This window comes from Streptomyces sp. NPDC030838, assembly GCF_055572035.1.
On the sequence record NZ_JBVIED010000001.1, the window covers coordinates 1,468,743 to 1,491,318 of the forward strand.

Below are 22,576 nucleotides of genomic sequence, written 5' to 3' on the forward strand. Positions count from 1 at the left end.
GGATGCGGGGAGCCGCGTCAGCCGACCTGCGCGGCGAACGCCGCGTACGCCCGGTCGTCGAAGAGGACGAACCGGACCTCTTCGACCGCTGTGGGTGTGTTCCGTACCGTCTCCACGGCGATACGTGCCGCGTCCTCCATGGGCCACCGGTAGACGCCCGTCGAGATGGCCGGGAAGGCGACCGTGCGGGCGCCCAGCTCGTCGGCCACGCGGAGCGACTCGCGGTAGCAGGAGGCGAGCAGGTCCGAGCGGTCCTCGGTCGTGCTGTGCACCGGTCCGACGGTGTGGATGACCCAGCGGGCGTCCAGCTCGCCGGCGGTGGTGGCGACCGCCTGGCCGGTGGGGAGGCCCTTGCCGTACCGGGAGGCGCGGAGTCTGCGGCAGTCCTCGAGGATCGCGGGGCCGCCGCGGCGGTGGATGGCGCCGTCGACGCCTCCGCCGCCGAGCAGTGAGGAGTTGGCCGCGTTGACGATGGCGTCGGCGGTCTCGCGGGTGATGTCGCCCTGGACGAGCGTGAGGGTGGTCATGGCGTCTGTCTCAGCTTTCTCCAGACGGCCTTCGCCGCGTTGTGGCCCGACATGCCGTGGACGCCGGGGCCCGGCGGGGTGGCCGACGAGCAGATGAAGACCGCCGGGTGCGGGGTGCTGTACGGGAACAGCGAGAGGCGGGGGCGCAGCAGGACCTGGAGTCCGGAGACCGCGCCGGAGGCGATGTCGCCGCCGATGTAGTTCGCGTTGCGGGCGGCCAGTTCGGGCGGTCCGGCCGTGGCGCGGGCGAGGACGCGGTCGCGGAAGCCGGGTGCGTAGCGCTCCAGTTGGCGTTCGATGGCGTCGGTGAGGTCGCCGGTCCAGCCGTGCGGGACGTGGCCGTACGCCCAGAAGACGTGCCGGCCCTCGGGGGCGCGGGTGGGGTCCACGACGCTCGGCTGCACGGTGATCATGAAGGGGCGGTCGGGTGCGCGGCCCTCGCGGGAGGCCGCGCGGAGGGCCGCGCCGATCTCCGCGCTGTCCGCGCCGATCTGGACCGTGCCGGCGGTGCGCGCCTCGGGGGCGGTCCACGGGACCGGGCCGTCCAGCGCGTAGTCGATCTTGAAGACTCCGGGGCCGTACCGGTAGTTGTCGTAGAGGCGGCCGAAGCCCGCGATCCTGGCCAGGGCGGTGGGCGAGGTGTCGAAGACATAGGCGCGGGCGGGCGGCAGGTCGTCGAGGCGCTTGACCTCGTAGTCGGTGTGGATGGTGCCGCCGAGGTCCTCGAGATACGCGGCGAGCGCGTCGGAGATGGACTGGGACCCGCCTTGCGCCACCGGCCAGCCGCGGGCGTGCGCGGCGAGGGCGAAGACCAGGCCGATGGCGCCGGTGGCCAGGCCGGTGAGGGGGGCCATGACGTGGGCGACGAGTCCGGCGAAGAGGGTCTTGGCGGGCTCGTCGTGGAAGCGGCGGGTCAGCCAGGTCGACGGGGGCAGGCCGACCAGGCCGAAGCGGGCGAGGGTCACCGGGTCGCGCGGGAGCGCGGTGAGCGGCAGGGACATGAAGTCCCGGGCGAGGGTGTCCCATCGGGGCAGGAAGGGCGCGATCAGTCTGCGATACGTGCCCGCGTCGCGCGGGCCGAAGGACGCGGCCGTCTCCGCCACCGAGCGGGAGAGCACGGCCGCGGTGCCGTCCGGGAAGGGGTGGGCCATGGGCAGCTCGGGCTGGAGCCAGCGCAGGCCGTACCGCTCCAGGGGCAGGGCGCGGAAGGCGGGCGAGTTGATGCCGAGCGGGTGGGCGGCGGAGCAGGGGTCGTGGCGGAAGCCGGGGAGGGTCAGCTCTTCGGTGCGGGCGCCCCCGCCGACGGTGTCCCGTGCCTCGAAGAGGGCCACGGAGAAGCCGCGGCGGGCCAGCTCCACGGCAGCCGTCAGTCCGTTCGGCCCCGCCCCCACCACGACCGCATCGAACATCGACGGCACCTTCGGACTCCTTCGTCAGCCGATGGCCACTGGACTTCAGGATATGCCGGGGGACTGACACTCCTCCGCGACGGGGGCCCGCCGCGGGCCGGTCACACCGACGCGGCCAGCAGGGCGGCCACCCGGCGGGCTGTCGCCGCGTCGCGGGCGGCGGTGAACGGCAGGTCGTTGCCGCCGGTGATGCGGAACGGCTCGCCGGTGCGGGTCAGATGGGCGCCGCCCGCCTCCTCGACGAGCAGCAGGCCCGCGGCGTGATCCCAGGCCGCTTCCCAGGAGAAAGCGGTGGCGTCCGACTCGCCCCGGGCGATGGCCAGATACTCCAGGCCCGCCGAGCCGCACGGGCGCGGTGCGACGCCCTCGGTGCGCAGGCCGTGCAGGGCGCGCTTCTGGTCGTCCGTGGTGTAGTCCGGGTGGGAGGTGGCGACGCGCAGGTCCCGGCCGGGCGTGGGCGGGCCGGCGTACAGCCGCTCGCCGTTCAGGAAGGCGCCCTGGCCCCTTACGGCGGTGGCGAGTTGACCGCGGACGGGCGCGTACGTCCACGAGGCGTGCAGCACGCCGTGCCGGGCGAGCGCGACGAGGGTGCAGAAGCCGTCGTCGCCGTGCACGAACTGCCGTGTGCCGTCGACGGGGTCGACGATCCAGACCGGTGCGTCGCCCCGTATCGCCTCGTACGTGAGCGGGTTGGCGTGCACCGCCTCCTCGCCGACGACGACGGAACCGGGCAGCAGGGCGCACAGCGCCTCGGTCAGATACAGCTCCGCCTTGCGGTCGGCGTCCGTGACCAGGTCGTGCGGGCCCGTCTTCTCGTCGACCTCGTGCGCGGCCAGCTGCCGGAAGCGCGGCATGATCTCCGCGGCGGCCGCCTCGCGGACCGCCTCCTCCACGTCGGCCGCGTGCCGGGCGAGGAAATCGTCGATGGTTCCGCTGTCTTGGATCATGACTCCATGAGAGCACGCGCCACTGACAATCCCCACCCGGCCGGTGCACTCACGGTGGAATCAGGATGAACGGCCCGGAGGACGGCGGACCACCGACAGGCTCAGCGGCCCACCGCGTACCCCTGCATCCCGCGCGGGTTCGCCGCGGCCGACAGCACACCGGTCTCCGGGTCCCGGGCGACCGCGCACAGCCGCCCCTCCGACCAGGCGTCACCGACGGTGACGTGGTGACCACGCCGCCGCAGCTCCGCCACGACGGCCGGGTCCATGCGGGACTCCACCGTCACGCTCCCCGGCCGCATGCCGCGCGGGAAGAAGGAGCCGGGGAAGCTGTCGTTGTGCCAGTTCGGCGCGTCGACGGCGCCCTGGAGGTCGAGCCCGCCGCGCACCGGCCGGCGCAGGGCCACGGCGAGGAAGAAGTGCGGCTGCCACTGGTCCTGCTGGTCGCCGCCGGGGGTGCCGAACGCCAGCACAGGGACGCCGTCGCGCAGCGCGATCGAGGGGGTGAGGGTGGTGCGGGGCCGGCGGCCGGGGGTGAGGGTGTTCGGCAGGCCCTCCTCCAGCCAGGTCATCTGCAGCCGGGTGCCGAGCGGGAAGCCCAGTTCGGGGACGACGGGGTTGGACTGGAGCCAGCCGCCGCTGGGCGTGGCCGCGACCATGTTGCCCCAGCGGTCGACGACGTCCAGATGGCAGGTGTCCCCGCGGGTGCCGCCGTCGGCGGCGACCGCCGGCTCCCCCGGCACGGGCGCGCTCGTGCTCATGGCGACCGTCGGCTCCCCCGCGCCCGCCGCGCCGGCGGCCCGCTCCACGGCGGCCTCCACGCGCGCGTACCGGGACAGCCGCGGCGTCCGCCCGTCGGGGCTGCCGGGCCGCAGCTCGTGCGAGGCCCGCTCCCCCACCAGCGCCCGCCGCCCGGCGTTGTACGCCTCCGACAGCAGCGCGTCGAGCGGCACCTCGGCGGCGTCGCCGTACCAGGCCTCCCGGTCGGCCATGGCGAGCTTGCAGTTCTCGACCAGCAGGTGGACGTAGTCGGCGGACCCGTACGGGGGCAGTTCGGGCGGGAGCAGGGCGAGCTGCTGGAGGAAGACCGGGCCCTGGCTCCAGGGGCCGGCCTTGCACACGGTCCAGCCGTTCCAGTCGTACGTCGCGGGCGTCTCGTAGGTCGCCGACCAGGCGGCGAGGTCGTCGGCCGTGAGGGTGCCGGTGTGGCGCTCGCCGCTGGTGTCCAGGGTGGGGCGCCGGGCCTGCCGTATCAGGGCCTCGGCGATGAATCCGGTGCGCCACACCTCCCGCGCGGCCTCGATCTGCGCCTCCCGGTCCCCCGCGCGGGCGACCTCGGCCAGCAGCCGCTGCCAGGTGGCGGCGAGGGCGGGATTGCGCAGCAGCCGACCCGTCCGGGGCGGCTTGCCACCCGGCAGGTACACCTCCGCCGACGAGGTCCACTCGGTCTCGAACAGCTCCCGTACGGTCTCCACGGTCGCGCCGATGTTCTCGACGGGCGCGTGCCCGTGCTCCGCGTAGCCGATGGCGTATTTCAGGACGTCGGCGAGGGACTTGGTGCCGTGGTCCCGGAGCAGCAGCATCCAGGCGTCGAACGCGCCGGGCACGGCGGCGGCGAGCGGTCCGGTGCCGGGGACGAGGTCCAGTCCGAGCCATCGGTAGTGGTCGACGGTCGCCCCGGCGGGCGCGACGCCCTGCCCGCACAGCACCCGCACCGCGCCGCCCGCCGGGGCGAGCAGGATCGGCACCTCCCCGGCCGGCCCGTTCAGGTGCGGTTCGACGACATGCAGCACGAACGCGCCCGCCACCGCCGCGTCGTAGGCGTTCCCGCCGTCCTCCAGCACCGCCATCGCCGACTGGGAGGCCAGCCAGTGGGTGGAGGACACCATGCCGAAGGTGCCCTGGAGCGTGGGCCGGGTGGTGAACATACGGCGTCGCACCTCGCTTCCGCGGAGTCGGTGTCAGGGATTCCGCCCCTGATCGTCCGCAGGCTATCGATCGCCGTGCCCCGGTCGGGTCGGGACGGGTCGCGCCCTCCTGGCGACCGGCCCGGCCCCGGGGACCGCCCGGACATAACCGGGCATTCAACGCGCCGCTGGTGAGGGAGAGTTACCGCGCAGGCACGGAGCGAGTTGGCACTTCCGCCCCACAGGGACTCGTGTGACACTGGCGTCCCGTCCGCAGTGCGGACTCCCTCCGCACCGACCCCCACGAGAAGTGCGAAACGTGCGTTCTCTTCCCCTGCCGCTCGCCCTCACCGCGCGCCTGACCCCGGTCGCTGTGCTCGCCTGCGCGGGCTGGGCTCTCACGTCCGGCTCCGAGACGACCACCGCCGCCGCGGGCAAGGCGCCCCGCGAGACCGGGACCCGGTCCGCGTCCGCCCCGTCCACGACGGCGGTGCCCAAGACGTACACCGCGGCCCCGGCGCCGTGCGACAGCCTGTCCGAGAAGACGATCACGTCGCTGGTGCCGGGCGCCAAGGCGGCCGGCAAGGAGATACCGTCCACGGACACCTCGGTGCGCCGCACCTGCTCCTGGAACGCGCTGAAGGGCTACGACTACCGCTGGCTCGACGTCTCCTTCGAGATCAGCGACTCGGACGAGGAGGCGGAGAAGCAGTACGAGGCGCGCCGGGCGGAGAAGAGCGGCGGCGGTCCGGTGCCCGGCCTCGGCGACGCGGCGTACTCCGTCGTGAACCTCACCACCGAGGACCAGCAGCAGACCCGTGAGGGCGTGGTGCTGGTCCGCGCGGCGAACGCGCTGGTGACGGTGACGTACAACGGGTCCGACTTCGAGAACAAGACGGCCCCGAGCACCGACGAGATCAACAAGGGCGCCATCAAGGCGGCCAAGGCCGCGGTCGCGGCGCTGGCGGAGGGCGGCACGGGCTGACCGCCCTCCGGCCCGGAATCAACCGCGTGAATCAACCGATGGGCGCCCGCTCGCGACGCGGCAGCATCAGCACGACGTACAGCAGCAGCGAGGCCGCGAGGCCCACCGCCCAGCCGTAGTCGGCGAGCGGCTTGAGGAACGGGATCAGACCGTCCGCCGGGAAGGGGCCGGACGTCGTCCCGTCCGCGCCGGTCGTCGAGTACGAGCCGCCGACCGCGAGGACTCCGCCGACCGCGAAGGCCACGAGGGCGCGCCAGTTCCAGCCGCCGGAGTACCAGTAGCGCCCGCCGGGCGTGTACAGGTCCGCGAGGTGCAGCACCGTGCGGCGGACGATCCAGTAGTCGGCGATCAGGATGCCCGCGACCGTGCCGAGCAGCCCGCCGACCACGCCGAGCCAGGTGAAGATGTAGAACTCGGGCGTGGAGATCAGCTTCCACGGGAAGATCAGGATGCCGACGACACCGGTGATCAGCGCGCCGGTGCGGAAGGTGATGAACTTCGGCGCCAGGTTGGCGAGGTCGTACGCCGGGGAGACCACGTTGGCCGCGATGTTCACGGACACGGTGGCGACGAGCACCGTGATCAGGGCGAAGAGCAGGCCGAAGACGTTGTCCGCCTTGGCGGCGAGGGTGACCGGGTCCCAGATCGCCTCCCCGTAGACCACTTCGGAGCCGGAGGTGACCAGCACGGCGAGGATCGCGAACAGCGTCATGGTCGTGGGCAGTCCCAGCGACTGGCCCCAGGTCTGCGCCTTCTGGCTGGCGCCGAAGCGGGTGAAGTCGGGGATGTTGAGCGAGAGCGTCGCCCAGAAGCCGATCATGCCCATCAGGGACGGGAAGAAGACCGGCCAGAAGTCCGCGCCCCAGCCCAGCTTCGAGGGCTGCGACAGCAGTTCGCCGAAGCCGTCGGCCTGCACGGCGATCCAGATCAGCAGCGCGAACGCGCCGACGAGGACGAAGGGCGCGGCCCAGTTCTCGAAGTGCCGCAGGAAGTCCATGCCGCGGTGGATGATCGCGATCTGCACCGCCCAGAAGAGCAGGAAGCACAGCCACAGCGGCCACGGGTTGCCCGCGATCCGGCCGGCGTTCTCCCACTCGCCGCCGGTGAGCTTGGAGCCGAGCGCGAAGATGCCGCTGCCGCCGATCCAGGTCTGGATGCCGAACCAGCCGCAGGCCACGGCCGCCCGGATCAGCGCCGGGACGTTGGCACCGCGCAGCCCGAAGGAGGCGCGGGCGAGCACCGGGAAGGGGATGCCGTACTTGGGTCCGGCGTGCCCGGTGGCCAGCATCGGCAGCAGCACGATGACGTTGGCCAGGGCGATGGTGAACACCGCCTGCTTCCAGTCCATGCCGAGCGCGACCAGACCGGAGGCGAGGGTCCAGCTGGGGATGCAGTGCGCCATGGAGATCCACAGCGCGGCGAAGTTGTACGTCGTCCAGCGGCGCTCGGCGACGGGGACGGGACGCAGGTCCTCGTTGGCGAAGGGGCTGTCGGCGGGGAAGGCCTCGGGGGCCAGTTCTATCCGGCCGTGGACGTCGGTGGTCTGGGTGGCGGCGGGCGACCCCGGGGGAACGGTTTCGGTCATGGCAGGCCAATCGGCATGAGGGGGACGGGAAAGGCCGTGCGGGGGCCTTGGGCCCCTCCCCGGGACGGCGGGGAGGGGGGACAAGGTGTGGGGGGTCGGATCCTCGGAGCGGTACCGGCGGGCGGTCAGGCGTTGACCACGGGGATGATCTGCGCGCCGTACGCGTCGATCACCGCTTCCTGCGCGTCGTGCATGTCGTAGACGGCGAACTGGTCGACGCCCAGCTCGCGCAGTTTCCTCAGCTTCTCGATGTGCATGGCGGGGGTGCCGATCAGGCAGAACCGGTCCACGATCTCGTCGGGCACGAACTCGGTGTCGGGGTTGCCGCTGCGCCCGTGGTGCGCGTAGTCGTAGCCCTGGCGGGCCTTGATGTAGTCGGTGAGTTCGTCGGGGACGGCCGAGGAGTGCTCGCCGTACTTCGCGACCAGGTCGGCGACATGGTTGCCGACCATTCCGCCGAACCAGCGGCACTGGTCACGGGCGTGGGCCAGCGCCTCGGGCGAGTCGTCCGCGGTGACGTACGCCGGGGCGGCGACGCAGACCGTCACCTCGGACGGGTCGCGGCCGGCGGCGATCGCGGCATCCTTGACCGCCTTGACCATGTACTCGGTGAGGTAGAGGTCGGCGAGCTGGAGGATGAAGCCGTCCGCCTCCTCGCCGGTCATCTTCAGCGCCTTCGGGCCGTACGCCGCCATCCACACGGGGAGTTCGGCGCCCGGCTTGATCCACGGGAACCTGACCACCGTGCCGCCGCCGAGGTCGGCCTCCCGGCCGCTGCCCAGCGCCCGGATGACCTTCATGGCCTCGCTGATCCGGGCGAGGGTGTTGGGTGTGCGCCCGGCGACGCGCATCGCGGAGTCGCCGCGGCCGATGCCGCACACCGTGCGGTTGCCGAACATGTCGTTGAGGGTGGCGAAGGTGGAGGCGGTGACCTCCCAGGTACGGGTGCCCGGGTTGGTGACCATCGGGCCGACCTTCAGCTTCTGCGTGTTGGCGAGGATCTGGCTGTAGATCACGAACGGCTCCTGCCAGAGCACGGCGGAGTCGAAGGTCCAGCCGTAGCGGAAGCCGTTGCGTTCGGCGCGCTTCATCAGGCTGATGACGCGCGAGGCGGGCGGGTCGGTCTGGAGAACGAGTCCGAAGTCCACGGTCGCTCCTCCTAGCTGAGGTACTGACAGGTGGAGCGGGGGGTGTAGACGCCGTGCCCGGCGTGCCCGGTGTACTCCCGCTCGGTGATGACGGGGACGCCGCGGGAGAGCACGGTCTCGACCCGGCCGGTGACGCGCTTGCCCTCGTACGCCGAGTAGTCGACGTTCATGTGGTGCGTCTCGGCGGAGATGACCTGCTCGGCGTGCGGGTCGTAGACGACGACGTCGGCGTCGGCGCCCGGGGCGATGGTGCCCTTCTTCGGGTACAGGCCGAACATCCGGGCCGGGGTGGCGCAGGCGATCTCGATCCAGCGGCGGCGCGAGATGTGCCCGTCGACGACGGCCTGGTGGAGCAGGTCCATACGGTTCTCCACGCCCGGCAGCCCGTTGGGGATCTTGGAGAAGTCGCCGCGGCCCAGTTCCTTCTGGCCGGTGAAGCAGAAGGGGCAGTGGTCGGTGGAGACGACCTGGAGGTCGTTGGTGCGCAGGCCCCGCCAGAGCCTGGCCTGGTGCTCGCGCGGCCTGAGCGGGGTGCTGCACACGTACTTCGCGCCCTCGAAGTCCGGTTCGGCGAGGTTGTCGGTCGACAGGAACAGATACTGCGGGCAGGTCTCGCCGAAAACGTTCAGGCCCTCGTCCCGTGCCTTGGCCAGCTCGGCGACCGCCTCCATCGCGGAGACGTGCACGACGTACAGGGGCGCGCCGGCGACCTGGGCGAGCTTGATGGCGCGGTGGGTGGCCTCCGCCTCGAGGAGTGCCTTGCGTACCTCGCCGTGGTAACGCGGGTCGGTCTCGCCCCGGGCCAGCGCCTGCTCGACCAGGACGTCGATCGCGATGCCGTTCTCGGCGTGCATCATGATCAGGCCGCCGTTCTCGGCGGAGCGCTGCATGGCGCGCAGGATCTGGCCGTCGTCGGAATAGAAGACCCCGGGATAGGCCATGAACTGCTTGAACGAGGTCACGCCCTCCTCGATCAGCAGATCCATCTCCTTGAGCGTCTCGTCGTTGACGTCGGAGACGATCATGTGGAAGCCGTAGTCGATCGCGCAGTTGCCCTCCGCCTTGGCGTGCCAGGCGTCGAGGCCCTCGCGCAGCGCCTGCCCGACGCTCTGGACGGCGAAGTCGACGATCGTGGTGGTCCCGCCCCAGGCGGCGGCCCGGGTGCCGGTCTCGAAGGTGTCGGAGGCGAAGGTGCCGCCGAAGGGCAGCTCCATGTGGGTGTGGACGTCCACGCCGCCCGGGATGACGTACTTGCCGGTGGCGTCGATCGTCCGGTCCGCGGTGAAGGCCTCCGCGGCGGGCGTGCCGGAGGCGGCGAGGGCGGCGATGCGGCCGTCCTCGATCAGGACGTCGGCGTGCAACTCGTCGGATGCGGTGATGACTAGGCCGCCGTGGATGAGTGTGCGGCTGCTCATGTCTCGGTCGCTCCTCGCGGTGGGTATGTGCGGTTGTTTGTGGCTGGTCGCGCCCACGCGGCGGAGCCGCATATCGATGCAGCCCCGCGCCCCTTTAGGGAGTTGCCCTCACGGAGTCGTCAGCGAGCCGTATGCCCCGGGGGCCCGGTCCCTGTAGAACTGCCAGCGGTCCCTGACCTCGCGCAGCTTCGCCATGTCCAGGTCCCGGACGACCAATTCGGTCTCCTTGTCGCTCGCGACCTCGCCGACGAACTGGGCCTCCGGGTCGACGAAGTACGAGGTCCCGTAGAAGTCGTTGTCGCCGTACTCCTCGACGCCCACCCGGTTGATCGCGCCGACGAAGTACTCGTTGGCGACGGCCGCCGCGGGCTGTTCCAGCTGCCAGAGGTAGCCGGACAGGCCGCGCGAGGTGGCCGACGGGTTGAAGACGATCTCGGCGCCCGCGAGGCCGAGGGCCCGCCAGCCCTCCGGGAAGTGGCGGTCGTAGCAGATGTACACGCCGATCCGGCCGGCGGCGGTGTCGAAGACGGGCCAGCCGGAGTTGCCGGGGCGGAAGTAGAACTTCTCCCAGAAGCCGCGCACCTGCGGGATGTGGGTCTTGCGGTACTTGCCGAGGTAGGAGCCGTCGGCGTCGATCACGGCGGCGGTGTTGTAGAGGACGCCGGGCTGCTCCTCCTCGTACATCGGCAGGACGAGGACGATGCCCAGCTCGCGGGCGAGTGCCTGGAAGCGGCGGACGATCGGGCCGTCCGGGATCTTCTCGGCGTAGGCGTAGAAGGCCGGGTCCTGGACCTGGCAGAAGTACGGTCCGTAGAACAGCTCCTGGAAGCAGAGGACTTGGGCGCCCTGCGCGGCGGCGTCGCGGGCCGCCTGTTCGTGCACCCGGATCATCGACTCCTTGTCGCCGGTCCAGGCGGTCTGGAAGACGGCGGCGCGGATCACTCGGCTCATCGGGACCTCCGGTCGCTCCGGTAGCTCGGTGTGCGGTGAGCCTAGGAAGCCGGCGGGCCCGCTTCGACGGGCAGCGTGTCACGTCTGCGGGCGGGCGGCGTGCCACCGTGTCACGTTGCGAAGGACCCATGTTTCACCGCCGTTTTCCCAGGTAGTCCCATGTTTCACCGCTGTTGCGCGTCATGCGCGAGGAGCGCGATGTGCACCGAGGCGGCCTGCTCGAAGTCGTCCAGGTCGACGCCGAGGCGGGCCTGTATCGCCTCCAGGCGGCGGTAGAGCGCGGGCCGGGAGACATGGTGGAGCTGGGCGGTGCGGGACTTGTTGCGGCCGGTGGCGAGATAGGTGCGCAGCACCGCCAGCAGCGCGTCGTCGCCCCGGCCGAGCAGCCCGGCCAGCTCCCGTTCGGCGAACGACTGCACCTGCGGGTCGTCCCGCAGCAGCCGGATCAGGCCCCTGAGGTGGACGTCCTTCAGACGGACGACCGCCGGGAGGTCGAGGGCGGCCGAGGAGCCGGCCACGGCGTCCGCGACATGCCGGGCCTCGCGCAGCCCGGCGGGCACCTCGTCCCAGTCGGTGCGGGCGTCGGCGGCGGCCACCACGGCGGGGCGGCCCTCCTGGCGCAGCCGGGCGGCGAAGTGCTCGGTGAGCGCCGGGGCGTCCTGGTCGCGGGCGAGGCTGAGCAGGACGGCGGTGGCGTCGTCGGCGAGTCCGGCGACCAGCCCGGGCAGGCCCAGCAGCCGCAGGGTGCGGTCGAGTTCGGCCGGCCGGGCGTCGCGGACGACCAGCGGGACGAAGGCACGCCGGTTGACGGGCAGTCCGGCGGCCCGCGCCCGGGGCAGCAGCCGGCGCGCCGGTACGACACCGCCGAGCAGGTCGGTGAGCAGGCTCTGCGCGGACTCCTCTTCCCAGCTGTGCGCGGTGCCGCCGAGCATCCGGTGCAGTATCAGCGCCTCGGCGGCGCGGTCGGCGAGCAGCCGGCCGGTGGCGGTGTCGCCGCGGTAGCCGCACAGGAGGATCCGCCCCCACCGCTCGCCGCGGCCGCCGAGTTCGGCGTGGATCCAGCCGTCACCCTCCCGGCCGCCGGCCTGCCGGGCGATGCGCTCCCAGTCGCGCAGCACGTCGTCCACCGCGGGGCGTTCGCCCGCCGTGGCCAGCACCCGGTGGGCGAGGTTGGTGACGACGACGGGACAGCCGCTGTACCGGGCGATCTCGTCGAGGAGCCGTTGCAGCGGGGCTCCGGCGGTGATCAGGCCGGTGAGCGCGGTGCGCACGGCCTCGGAGAGGCTGACCGCGGCGAACTTGCGCCGCACCAGCCGGGACTGCACCTCCTCGGTCAGCTCGGCGAAGGGGAACGGCCGGTGCAGCACGACCAGCGGCAGGCCGCACCGCTCGGCGGCCCGGCACATCACCCGTGGCGGCGCGGGGAAGGCGCGGCCGAGTCCGAGGACGACGGCCGCGGCCTCCGCGCGGTGCAGGGAGCGGATGTACTCGGCCTGTTTCGCCTCGTCGCCGACGAGCAGCACCCCGGTGGTGAGGACCATCTCGCCGCCGCTGAGCATCACCCCGACGTCGGCGGCCTCGGCGACATGCACCCAGCGCACCGGGCGGTCGAGCCGGTCGGCGCCCGCCACCACCTCGGGCTCGCCGGCCAGCACCCGCTCCAGGGCGAGCACCTGACGGACGGACAGAGGCGGCTCCCAGGGCTCCACGGCCGCGCGGGACGCCGGGGGCTCCCGAGGCTCCCAGGGTTCCAAGGAGGTGGCCATGGCGACGCTCCCCTGCTCGGTGACTACTGAACGCTCCGCAGCGCCTGTTCGAGGATCGCGGCGCCCTCCTCGGCCTCCGCGACGGTGAGGGACAGCGGCGGGGCGATCCTGAGGGCGCTGGTGTTGTGCCCGCCGCCCTTGCCGATGAGCAGCCCGCCCTCGCGGGCCGCCTCCAGCACGGCCGCCGCGGCCTCGGGCGCCGCCTCGTCGGTGCCGGGCCGGGTCAGCTCGATCCCGATCATCAGCCCGCGCCCGCGGACCTCCCGTACGGCCGGGATCTGCGCGGCGACGGCCCGCAGCCGCTCGATGAGCAGCCCGCCGACCCGCCGGGCGTTGCCCTGGAGGTCGTGCTCCAGCAGATAGGTGAGGTTGGCGAGGCCCGCGGCCATGGTGATCTGAGTGCCGCCGAACGTGGAGATGCTGTTGGCGTCCAGGCAGTTCATGATCTCGGAGCGGGCGATGACCCCGCCGATGGACATGCCGTTGCCGATGCCCTTGGCGAAGGTGACGATGTCCGGCGGGCCGCTGCGGCCGTGCGCCTGCCAGCCCCAGAAGTGCTCGCCGGTGCGGCCCCACCCGGTCTGCACCTCGTCGGCGATCCACAGCGCGCCGCGCTCGTGCAGCACCTCGCGGAAGGCGGCGTACAGGCCGTCCGGCGGGGAGGTGAAGCCGCCCACGCCCTGGACGGGTTCGGCGATGAGGGCGGCGGGCGGGCGGGTGTGGCCGAGCAGGTCCTTCAGGTCCTCGACGCAGGCCTCGATGAACGCGTCGTCGTCGAGCGCGGCGTACGGACCACGGGTGCGCACGCCCCCGTGCACGTACAGCGTCTGCAGCGGGGAGAGGGAGGTCGGGGACCAGCCGCGGTTGCCGGTGACGCCGACGGTGGAGAAGGAGCGGCCGTGGTAGCTGTTGCGCATCGCGAGGACGGTGTTGCTGCGCCGGTAGGTGGTGGCCAGCAGCAGCGCGGTGTCGTTGGCCTCGGTGCCGGAGGTGGTGAAGAAGACCCGGGCGTCCGGGATGCCGCTCACCTGGGCGATGCGCTCGGCGAGTTCGACCATCGGGCGGTTGAGATAGAGGGTCGAGGAGTGGATGATCCGCCCGGCCTGCTCGCTGATCGCCTTGGTCACCTCGGGCAGGGCGTGCGCGGTCATGGTGGTGAGGATGCCGCCGAAGAAGTCGAGGTACCTGTTGCCCTCGGCGTCCCAGACGTGCCGGCCCTCGCCGTGGGTGATCTCGATCGGGTCGTCGTAGTAGAGGGCGAGCCATTCGGGCAGCACGGCCCGGTGCCGTCCCAGCAGGTCCTTGGTCACGTGGTCCTTGGTCACGGCCGCACCAGCCCTTCGTACGCGTCGGGGCGGCGGTCGCGGTAGAAGGCCCACTGCTGCCGCACCTGCTCGATGAGGTCGAAGTCGAGGTCGCGCACGACCAGTTCCTCCTTGCTGTCGTCGGCGACCTCCCCTACGAACTGCCCGCGCGGGTCCACGAAGTAGCTCGTGCCGTAGAAGTCGTTGTCGCCGTACTCCTCCTGGCCGACGCGGTTGATGGCGGCGACGAAGTACTCGTTGGCGACGGCCGCGGCGGGCTGCTCCAGCCGCCAGAGGTGGGCGGAGAGCCCGCGGTGGGTGGCCGACGGGTTGTAGACCAGCTGGGCGCCGTTGAGGCCGAGTTGACGCCAGCCCTCGGGGAAGTGGCGGTCGTAGCAGATGTACACGCCGACCTTGCCGACGGCGGTGTCGAAGACGGGCCAGCCGAGGTTGCCGGGTTTGAAGTAGTACTTCTCCCAGAAGCCTTTCACCTGCGGGATGTGGTGCTTGCGGTACTTGCCGAGGTAGCTGCCGTCCGCGTCGATCACGGCCGCGGTGTTGTAGTAGAAGCCGGACTGCTCGACCTCGAAGACGGGGACCACGATCACCATCCCCGTCTCCCGGGCCAGCGCCCGCATCCGGCGCACGGTCGGCCCGTCGGGCACGGGCTCGGCCCAGCGGTAGTGCTCGGGCTCCTGGACCTGGCAGAAGTAGGGGCTGTTGAAGACTTCCTGGAACCCGATGACCCTGGCCCCCTGCCGGGCCGCCTCGCGGGCGTGCGCCTCGTGTTTCGCGACCATGGACTCGGTGTCGCCGGTCCAGGTCGCCTGGACCAGAGCGGCGCGTACGACGTTGGCCATGAGCTGCTCCTTCGACGGGACGTCAGAGCCTCTACGCCCGTAGACGCAGGTCGTAGAGGGATGAACGTATGCCTCAGCGGAGGCCTTGCCAAGACCATCGTCGGCAACCCGCTCGGTCGGCCGTGTCTGCCACTCCTGTGGGTGATCGACGGGGCCGGTCAGGGGGTCAGTCCGGCGACCCGGAGGGCGTGCACGAGGTCCCAGTGCCGTTCGGCGGATACCCGTCCGGCGGCCTCCAGGAGCAGCGGGACGAGGGTCTGCGGGTCGGGTGTGGCGCTGCGGGCGGCCTCTTCCGGGCTGCGGACCCGGACGTAGGCGTCGAGGAGGGCGTCCGCCTCGCTGCGGCGGCCCTCGGCGGCCAGCGCGAGCACGGCCTGCCCGATCTCCGCGGCGGGGCGCACGACGCCCTGGCGCAGTATCTGCTGCGCGTCCGTGCTCCGCCCGGCCGCGGTGAGCGCGTCGGCGGCGGCGACCAGCCGCTCCGCGGGCAGCGAGGCGGTCTCCCACAGCAGGGTCGCCCAGTCCGCGGCGAGCCCCGCGCGCTCCATCTCGGCGGCGAGCAGCGGGAACCGGGCGGCGGGCCAGTGCGCGGCCTCGACCAGCAGCGCGTGCGCCTCCCCGCTGCGTCCCTCGGCACGCAGCCGCGCCAGCGCCTCGGTCACCGCCCCGGCCTCCCGCCGCGCCGCCGCGTCCAGGGACTCCCCCCGCGGCGGCTCGGGCACCTGCACGGCCTCGTCGACCCCCGCGAAGCGCGCTCCGCGCGGGGTACGCCCGGTCCGCGCGGCCGGCTCGGGCATCACGGGCACCGGGGCGGGCGGTACGACGACGGGCGCGGCACCGTCGTCCTCCACCATCCCGGCGAAACGGGCACTGCCTCGGCGGCGTTTGCGGGGCTTGGGGGTGGGGGTGGGGGCGGGAGTCGGGGTGGCGGGGGGTTGGTCGGCGGGGGTCGGTGTCCCGAGGGTGGGCGCGGGAGCCGGGGCGGCTGGGGTGGGGGCTGGGACGGGGGTCGGTGTCGACGGTGTGACACCGGGGGCGTCGGTCGTGGGGACGGCGGGGGCGAAGTGACGGGCCGGGCGGGGGTCGGGCGCCTCGGGATGGTGCGCCGGGCGGTTCTCCGGCGCCTCGGGGCGAAAGGTACGGCGGGACTCCGACGGCTCGGGCTCATACGTCCGACGGGACTCCGACGGCTCAGGCTCATACGTCCGGCGGGACTCCGACGGCTCAGGCTCATACGTCCGACGGGACTCCGACGGTTCGGGCCCATACGTCCGGGGGGAGTCCCGCATCTCGGGCTCATACACCCGGCGTGACTCCGACGGCTCGGGCTCATGGGCCCAGCGGGACTCCGGCGCCTCGCGGTGAAAGGCCTGGCGGGAATCCGGCACCTCGGGCTCGAACGCCTGGCGGAACTCCGACGCCTCCTCTTGCCCTCCCCCGGCCCGCCTCGGCCGGATCGGCTGCGTGTTCTGTGCCCTGCCCGCCGGGGAGCGCTGGTCCAGGTCGGCCATGCGGGCGCGGAGTTCGGCGCAGCGGGCGGTGGCGCGGTCGTGGTCGTCGCGGGCCCAGGCGAGGTCGAGGCGGAGGGCGTCTGCGGCCTCCTGGGTGGTGGCCGAGGCGAGGGCCCGTCCCAGCTGGGCGAGGCGTTCGGCGGCGTACTTCTGCTCGCGGAGCATCACGTCGAGCCGGTCCCCCAGGGCGTCCCGGCCGCCGGGCCGGGCGTCGTACGCGGCGAGCGCGGCGGCGTGCAGGAAGCGGGCCCGGTCCTCCTCGCGGGCCGCGGCCTCGGGCCCGTGCTCGGCGGCGAGGTCCTGGAGCAGGGCCTCCACCACGTCCCAGGGCGGGACTTCCCACCCGTCCAGGCAGGCCTGCATACCGTCCGGGTCGCGCTGCCAGAACACCGCGCACCACCCGCCGTCCGGGTCCAGCCGCGCCAGCAGGCCGCCCAGGTAGTCCGCGAACTCCCGCACCCGTCCCGGGAGCTGATCCACTGTCATCGCCCACTCCCCGCAAGACCGGAGTACTCGGGTCCGTAGCCAACACGAGCCGTGTTACGGGCTCGCTACGGGGAGTTTTCAGCCGGGGCGCGGGACCCTCAGGCCGCCGCCGCCCCGGCCGTGACGGTCGTGGCCACGGCCAGCTCGTCCAGGGACAGCCCCAGGGCGCGGCCGAGGGCGGCGACCGTGAAGAACGCCGGGGTCGGGGCCCGCCCGGTCTCGATCTTGCGCAGCGTCTCCGCGGAGATGCCGGCGCTCGCCGCCACGTCCGCCATGCTGCGGCCGCCGCGGGCCTCCCGGAGCAGCAGACCGAGCCGCTCGCCGCGTTCCCGCTCTTCCGGGGTGAGTGGAGTACGCACCATGACGCCTATTCTAATACCGGTATAGTAATTGGCATGGTGGAACTGAAGACGGATCTCTCGATCGATGCCATGCACGAGGCCGGGCAGGTGGTCGCCCGCGCCCTGACGGCCGTACGGAACGCCGCGGACGTGGGCGTCACCCTCCTCGACCTGGACACCCTGGCCCGCGACGTGCTGCGCGAGGCCGGCGCGTCCTCGCCCTTCCTGGGCTACCGCCCCTCCTTCGCCCCGACCCCGTTCCCCGCCGTCCTGTGCGCCTCCGTGAACGACGCGATCGTGCACGGCATCCCCACCCGGTACCGCCTGCGCGACGGCGACCTGGTCTCCCTGGACTTCGGCGCCGAGCTGAACGGCTGGGTCGGCGACTCGGCGATCACCTTCACCGTCGGCCGGCCCCGTCCCGCCGACGTCCGCCTCGTGGAAACGGCCGAGCGCGCCCTCGCCGCCGGGATCGAGGCCGCCGTCGTCGGCAACCGCATCGGCGACATCGCCCACGCCATCGGCAGGGTGTGCCGGGACGCCGGCTACGGCATCCCGGACGGCTTCGGCGGGCACGGCATCGGCCGCCGGATGCACGAGGACCCGGGGGTCCCCAACGAGGGCCGCCCCGGCCGCGGCCTCCCGCTGCGCGCGGGCATGGTCCTGGCCATCGAGCCCATGCTCATCGCGGGCGGCACCGACGGCTACCACGCGGCCCCGGACGGCTGGACCCTCCGCACCAACGACGGCTCGAGAGCAGCCCACGTGGAACACACGGTGGCGATCACGGAAGCAGGACCCAGGGTGCTCACGGACCGACGGGTGGACGCCGCCGCTTAGGGGCGCGGGGAACTGCGCGACCAGCCACACACAACCCGCACCCGCGAGACAACGACAGCCCCCACCTCAGAAGGCGCCCCCTGCACATGCCCGCAGCCGCAACTCGTGCCAAGGTGGCATAAGCGAGCCCACCCCGGGATACCCGGCCCCGGCACGTCAACAGCGAAGGAACCCAAACGATGACCAGCGGCTTCATCGGCTCGGAGGGCGACCCCTTCGGAGAATTCCTCGCCCGCTTCTTCGGCGGCCCCCGCCCCGGCCCGCGCCAGATCGACATCGGCCGGCTGCTCAGCCAGCCGGCCCGGGATCTGGTCCGGGGCGCCGCGCAGTACGCCGCCGAGCACGGCAGCCGGGACCTCGACACCCAGCATCTGCTCCGCGCGGCCCTGTCCGCCGAACCGACCCGGAGCCTGCTCAGCCGCTCCGGCGCGGACCCCGACTCCCTCGCCTCGGAGATCGACGAGCGCACGGGCCCCGTCCAGTACCAGGAGGGCGAGGCGCCCCCGCCCACCTCGCTGTCCCTCACCCCGGCGGTCAAGCGCGCCCTGCTGGACGCGCACGACCTGGCCCGGGCGACCGGCGCCGGTTACATCGGCCCGGAGCACGTCCTCAGCGCGCTCGCCAACAACCCCGACTCGGCGGCCGGGCACATCCTCAACGCGGCCCGTTTCTCCCCCGGCCGGGTGCCCCCGGAGGCACCGGAGGTGGGACCGGCGGCGCCCCGGGTCGAACGGCCGCGGCAGACCGGCACGCCCACCCTCGACAAGTACGGCCGCGATCTCACCGACCAGGCCCGCCGGGGCCGTATCGACCCGGTGATCGGGCGGGACGACGAGATCGAGCAGACCATCGAGGTGCTGTCCCGCCGGGGCAAGAACAACCCGGTGCTGATCGGCGACGCGGGTGTCGGCAAGACCGCCATCGTCGAGGGGCTGGCCCAGCGGATCGCCGACGGGGACGTACCGGATGTGCTGATCGGCCGCCGAGTGGTCGCCCTCGACCTCACGGGCGTCGTCGCGGGCACCCGTTACCGGGGCGACTTCGAGGAGCGGATGAACAACATCGTCGACGAGATCCGCAGCCATTCCGACCAGCTGATCATCTTCATCGACGAGTTGCACACCGTGGTCGGCGCGGGCGGTGGCGGCGAGGGCGGCTCGCTGGACGCCGGGAACATCCTCAAGCCGGCCCTCGCGCGCGGCGAGCTGCACATCGTGGGCGCCACCACGCTGGAGGAGTTCCGCCGGATCGAGAAGGACGCGGCGCTGGCCCGCCGTTTCCAGCCGATCCTGGTGCCGGAGCCGACGACCGAGGACGCGCTGGAGATCCTGCGCGGACTGCGCGACCGCTACGAGGCCCACCACCAGGTCCGTTACAGCGACCAGGCGCTGGAGGCGGCCGTGGAGCTGTCCGACCGCTATCTCATGGACCGGCGCCTGCCGGACAAGGCGATCGACCTGATCGACCAGGCCGGGGCGCGCGTACGGCTGCGGGCGCGCACCAAGGGCACGGACGTACGGGCCATGGAGCGGGAGGCCGAGCAGCTGGCGCTCGACAAGGACCAGGCGGTCGCGGACGAGCAGTACGAGCAGGCGATGCGGCTGCGCGACCGGATCACCGAGCTGAAGCAGCGGATCGCCGAGGCCGCCGGGGGCGAGGAGGCCGACGAGGGCCAGAACCTGGAGGTGACCGCGGAGGCGGTCGCCGAGGTGGTGTCCCGGCTGACCGGGATCCCCGTCAGCCGGCTCACCGAGGAGGAGAAGGACCGGCTGCTGGGCCTGGAGGAGCATCTGCACGAGCGGGTGGTCGGCCAGGAGGAGGCGGTACGGGTCGTCTCCGACGCGGTGATGCGCTCCCGGGCCGGGCTGTCCTCACCCGACCGGCCGATCGGCAGCTTCCTCTTCCTCGGCCCGACCGGCGTCGGCAAGACGGAGCTGGCCCGCGCGCTCGCCGAGGCGCTGTTCGGCAGCGAGGACCGGATGGTCCGGCTGGACATGAGCGAGTACCAGGAGCGGCACACGGTGAGCCGCCTGGTGGGCGCCCCGCCCGGATACATCGGCCACGAGGAGGCCGGGCAGCTCACCGAGGTGGTCCGCCGTCATCCGTACTCGCTGCTCCTCCTCGACGAGGTGGAGAAGGCGCACCCGGACGTCTTCAACATCCTGCTCCAGGTGCTGGACGACGGCCGGCTCACCGACGCGCAGGGCCGCACGGTGGACTTCACCAACACGGTCATCGTGATGACCAGCAACCTCGGTTCGGAGGTGATCATCCGGCGCGGCGCGAGCATCGGGTTCGGGCCGGGCGGCGGCGAGGCCGACGAGGAGGCGCGCCGGGAGCAGATCCTGCGCCCGCTGCGCGAGCACTTCCGGCCCGAGTTCCTCAACCGGATCGACGAGATCGTGGTGTTCCGCCAGCTCACCCCCGACCAGCTGCACCGGATCACCAACCTGCTGCTGGAGGAGACCCGGCGGCTGCTCACCGCGCAGGGCGTCACCGTGGAGTTCACCGACGCGGCCGTGGACTGGCTCTCCCGGCAGGGCTACCAGCCCGAGTACGGCGCCCGCCCGCTGCGCCGCACCATCCAGCGCGAGGTCGACAACCGGCTCTCCCGGCTGCTGCTGGACGGCCGGGTGAAGGAGGGCGACCGGGTCACGGTGGACGTGTCGGACGACCGGCTCGCCTTCCGCCCGGAGCAGGCAGCGGTCGGCTAGGCGGCCGGGCGGCGGTCGGCCAGGGGGCTGCGCACCACCCCGCATCGTCAGCCGATGGTGACGACCCGCGCCCAGGAGGGCGGGGCGTCCGGGACGTAGTCCGGGTCGTCCTCGTTCACGGCGCGGGCGGGACGGGGGAAGAGACCGACGACGGTGCGGCAGGGCGGCTGGTCGGGCCACCGTGTCTGACCGTCCGTCAGGGCGACGACCACGTCCGGGCGCGGCCGGGAGCGGAGCGCCTGGGCGAACCCGGAGCGCAGGTCCGTGCCTCCGCCGCCGATCAGCTCGATGTTCTCGGCTCGGCAGAGCGGGACGGCGACCCCGGCCGCCGCGTCGCAGGAGATCACCGAGACCAGGTCGCGCCGCCCGCCCACCGCCCGTGAGATCGCCGCCACCTCCAGCAGCGCGCTGCCCAGCTCGGCGTCGCTCACCGACCCGGAGGTGTCGATCACGACACAGACCCGGGGCGGCGTACGGCGCAGGCTCGGCAGCACCACCCCGGGGACGCTCGCCGAGCGCCGGGACGGACGCCGGTAGCTGTGGTCCTCGCCCACGCCCGGCGCGCCCGCCGCCGAGCGGACCGCCGACCCCAGCAACTGCCGCCACGGCTGCGGCGGATGGAACGCCTCGTCCGCCCAGCGACGCCACCCCTCCGGCGCCTCGCCCGGCCTGCCCTTGATCCCCTCGGCGACCCGGAAGCGGACCGCGTCGCGCTGCTGCCTGGTCAGCCCGTGGGCCCCGTCGGGACCCAGCTCCCAGGGCCGCTCCTGCCCGTCGGCACCACTGCCGCAGTCCAGCCAGGCCAGGTCCGCGGCGAGGGAGGACATCGACGCCGTGCGCAGGTACTCCTCCATCAGCAGCCCCTCGGGCAGCCGCAGCAGCGAGGGCAGCACCGCTCCGGAGGGCAGGGGCAGACCGTCGCCGTAGATGTCGTCGTTGATCTCGAAGTCGGCGGCGATGTTCCGGCGCAGCCGTTCGCCCGGCCCGTTTTCCTCGTGCTCGCGCGCGTACCGCTCGCCGCGGCCGTGGTGGTCCCGGAGCAGATGGGAGACCTCGTGCACCCACACGCCCGCCAGCTCCTCCACCGGGGTGCGCGCCACGAAGCCGGGCGAGACGTAGCACCGCCAGTGCGCGTCCACCGCCATCGTCGGCACCGACCGGTCCTCCACCACGTGCAGCGCGAACAGCGCGTCGGCCAGATAGGGACGAACCTTCACCGCGTGCAGCCGGGCGGCCAGCAACTTCTCCCTGTCGAGCCGAAGCCGGGTCCGCCCGGCCACCTCACCGGAGCCCGCCGGAGCCTCCGGCAACGCGGCCCGCACCGGGCGCGGCGGCGCGGGCGGGGCCATGGGGCGGGGCACCGGGCTCGGCGGCGCGGGCGAGGACGGGGGGCGCGGTACGGGGCTGGGCGGCGCGGGCGAGGACGCGGGGCGCGGTACCGAGCTGGGCGGCGCAGGTGAGGACGCGGGGCGCGGCACGGGGCTCGGCGGCGCAGACGAGGACGCAGGGCGCGGTACGCGACTGGGTGGCGCAGGCGAGGACACGACACGGGGCACCCGGCTCGCCGGCACCGGACCCACCGGCGTCGGCGGGGACACGGAATCCGGCCCCGGGCTCGCCGACGCGGGCGAAGGCACGGGACGCGACACAAGGCCCGCCGACGCGGAGGAAGGCACAGGACCCGGCACCAGACCCGCCGACCAAGCCGAAGACGCCGAACCCGACACCACACCCGCCGACCCAGCCGAAGACACCGGACGCGACACCGGGCCCGCCGACGCGGAAGAAGGCACAGGACCCGGCACCAGACCCGCCGACCAAGCCGAAGACGCCGAACCCGACACCACACCCGCCGACCCAGCCGAAGACACCGGACGCGA

General features: G+C 73.0%; 17 protein-coding genes and 1 pseudogene. 3 read left to right on the forward strand and 15 right to left on the reverse strand.

Annotated elements, in window-relative coordinates; all coding sequences use genetic code 11:
• Nucleotides 1-17 precede the first annotated feature (17 nt).
• From ACZ42A_RS06590 to ACZ42A_RS06605, 4 genes are all read right to left on the reverse strand, one after another.
• Complete coding sequence (locus tag ACZ42A_RS06590; RefSeq protein WP_468526013.1) at nucleotides 18-527, reverse strand: O-acetyl-ADP-ribose deacetylase; 510 nt, start codon at nucleotides 525-527, stop codon at nucleotides 18-20.
• Nucleotides 524-1,936 carry a phytoene desaturase family protein gene (locus tag ACZ42A_RS06595; protein ID WP_468526014.1) on the reverse strand — a complete coding sequence of 471 codons (1,413 nt, stop codon included), beginning with the start codon at nucleotides 1,934-1,936 and terminating at the stop codon, nucleotides 524-526. The genes ACZ42A_RS06590 and ACZ42A_RS06595 overlap by 4 nt, the downstream gene beginning before the upstream one ends.
• A 101-nt stretch (nucleotides 1,937-2,037) precedes the next feature.
• Nucleotides 2,038-2,883, reverse strand: a complete 846-nt coding sequence (locus ACZ42A_RS06600) for an inositol monophosphatase family protein (protein WP_468526015.1) — start codon at nucleotides 2,881-2,883, stop codon at nucleotides 2,038-2,040.
• A gap of 101 nt (nucleotides 2,884-2,984) precedes the next feature.
• On the reverse strand, nucleotides 2,985-4,811 hold the full coding sequence (locus tag ACZ42A_RS06605) for a gamma-glutamyltransferase family protein (RefSeq protein WP_468526016.1): 1,827 nt from the start codon (nucleotides 4,809-4,811) through the stop codon (nucleotides 2,985-2,987).
• Nucleotides 4,812-5,109: 298 nt separating this feature from the next.
• Here ACZ42A_RS06605 and ACZ42A_RS06610 point away from each other — a divergent pair, with 298 nt between their 5' ends.
• Nucleotides 5,110-5,775 carry a hypothetical protein gene (locus ACZ42A_RS06610; RefSeq protein WP_468526017.1) on the forward strand — a complete coding sequence of 222 codons (666 nt, stop codon included), beginning with the start codon at nucleotides 5,110-5,112 and terminating at the stop codon, nucleotides 5,773-5,775.
• A 31-nt stretch (nucleotides 5,776-5,806) separates the two neighbouring features.
• On the opposite strand, the gene ACZ42A_RS06615 is transcribed toward ACZ42A_RS06610, so the two are convergent.
• The 9 genes from ACZ42A_RS06615 to ACZ42A_RS06655 form a co-directional block, all read right to left on the reverse strand.
• Entirely contained in the window at nucleotides 5,807-7,360 is a 1,554-nt protein-coding gene (locus ACZ42A_RS06615; RefSeq protein WP_468526018.1) for an NCS1 family nucleobase:cation symporter-1, read from the reverse strand.
• A 125-nt stretch (nucleotides 7,361-7,485) separates the two neighbouring features.
• Nucleotides 7,486-8,508: a TIGR03842 family LLM class F420-dependent oxidoreductase gene (locus ACZ42A_RS06620; RefSeq protein ID WP_468526019.1), complete on the reverse strand. Its 1,023-nt coding sequence runs from the start codon at nucleotides 8,506-8,508 to the stop codon at nucleotides 7,486-7,488.
• 11 nt (nucleotides 8,509-8,519) lie between these two features.
• Complete coding sequence (hydA, locus tag ACZ42A_RS06625; RefSeq protein WP_468526020.1) at nucleotides 8,520-9,923, reverse strand: dihydropyrimidinase; 1,404 nt, start codon at nucleotides 9,921-9,923, stop codon at nucleotides 8,520-8,522.
• Between the two features lie 108 nt (nucleotides 9,924-10,031).
• On the reverse strand, nucleotides 10,032-10,874 hold the full coding sequence (locus tag ACZ42A_RS06630) for a nitrilase-related carbon-nitrogen hydrolase (protein ID WP_468526021.1): 843 nt from the start codon (nucleotides 10,872-10,874) through the stop codon (nucleotides 10,032-10,034).
• A gap of 164 nt (nucleotides 10,875-11,038) precedes the next feature.
• Entirely contained in the window at nucleotides 11,039-12,640 is a 1,602-nt protein-coding gene (locus tag ACZ42A_RS06635) for a PucR family transcriptional regulator (RefSeq protein WP_468526022.1), read from the reverse strand.
• 23 nt (nucleotides 12,641-12,663) lie between these two features.
• Nucleotides 12,664-13,950 carry an aspartate aminotransferase family protein gene (locus ACZ42A_RS06640; protein ID WP_468526154.1) on the reverse strand — a complete coding sequence of 429 codons (1,287 nt, stop codon included), beginning with the start codon at nucleotides 13,948-13,950 and terminating at the stop codon, nucleotides 12,664-12,666.
• Nucleotides 13,951-13,961: 11 nt separating this feature from the next.
• Entirely contained in the window at nucleotides 13,962-14,804 is an 843-nt protein-coding gene (locus ACZ42A_RS06645) for a nitrilase-related carbon-nitrogen hydrolase (RefSeq protein ID WP_468526023.1), read from the reverse strand.
• 158 nt (nucleotides 14,805-14,962) lie between these two features.
• A complete protein-coding gene (locus ACZ42A_RS06650; RefSeq protein ID WP_468526024.1) occupies nucleotides 14,963-16,801 on the reverse strand; it encodes a hypothetical protein in 1,839 nt (612 codons plus the stop codon).
• 98 nt (nucleotides 16,802-16,899) lie between these two features.
• The gene (locus ACZ42A_RS06655) at nucleotides 16,900-17,163 is read right to left on the reverse strand and encodes a helix-turn-helix domain-containing protein (RefSeq protein ID WP_468526025.1); all 264 of its coding nucleotides are present in this window, start codon (nucleotides 17,161-17,163) and stop codon (nucleotides 16,900-16,902) included.
• Nucleotides 17,164-17,196: 33 nt separating this feature from the next.
• Here ACZ42A_RS06655 and map point away from each other — a divergent pair, with 33 nt between their 5' ends.
• Nucleotides 17,197-17,982: a type I methionyl aminopeptidase gene (gene map, locus ACZ42A_RS06660; RefSeq protein ID WP_468526026.1), complete on the forward strand. Its 786-nt coding sequence runs from the start codon at nucleotides 17,197-17,199 to the stop codon at nucleotides 17,980-17,982.
• A 179-nt stretch (nucleotides 17,983-18,161) separates the two neighbouring features.
• Complete coding sequence (locus tag ACZ42A_RS06665) at nucleotides 18,162-20,696, forward strand: ATP-dependent Clp protease ATP-binding subunit (protein ID WP_468526027.1); 2,535 nt, start codon at nucleotides 18,162-18,164, stop codon at nucleotides 20,694-20,696.
• 47 nt (nucleotides 20,697-20,743) lie between these two features.
• Here ACZ42A_RS06665 and ACZ42A_RS06670 read toward each other — a convergent pair whose 3' ends face one another.
• Both ACZ42A_RS06670 and ACZ42A_RS06675 read right to left on the reverse strand, forming a co-directional pair.
• Nucleotides 20,744-22,045: a vWA domain-containing protein gene (locus ACZ42A_RS06670; protein WP_468526028.1), complete on the reverse strand. Its 1,302-nt coding sequence runs from the start codon at nucleotides 22,043-22,045 to the stop codon at nucleotides 20,744-20,746.
• Nucleotides 21,978-22,576, reverse strand: a pseudogene (locus ACZ42A_RS06675) (hypothetical protein); the annotation flags it as partial. The gene ACZ42A_RS06670 and the pseudogene ACZ42A_RS06675, both read right to left, overlap by 68 nt.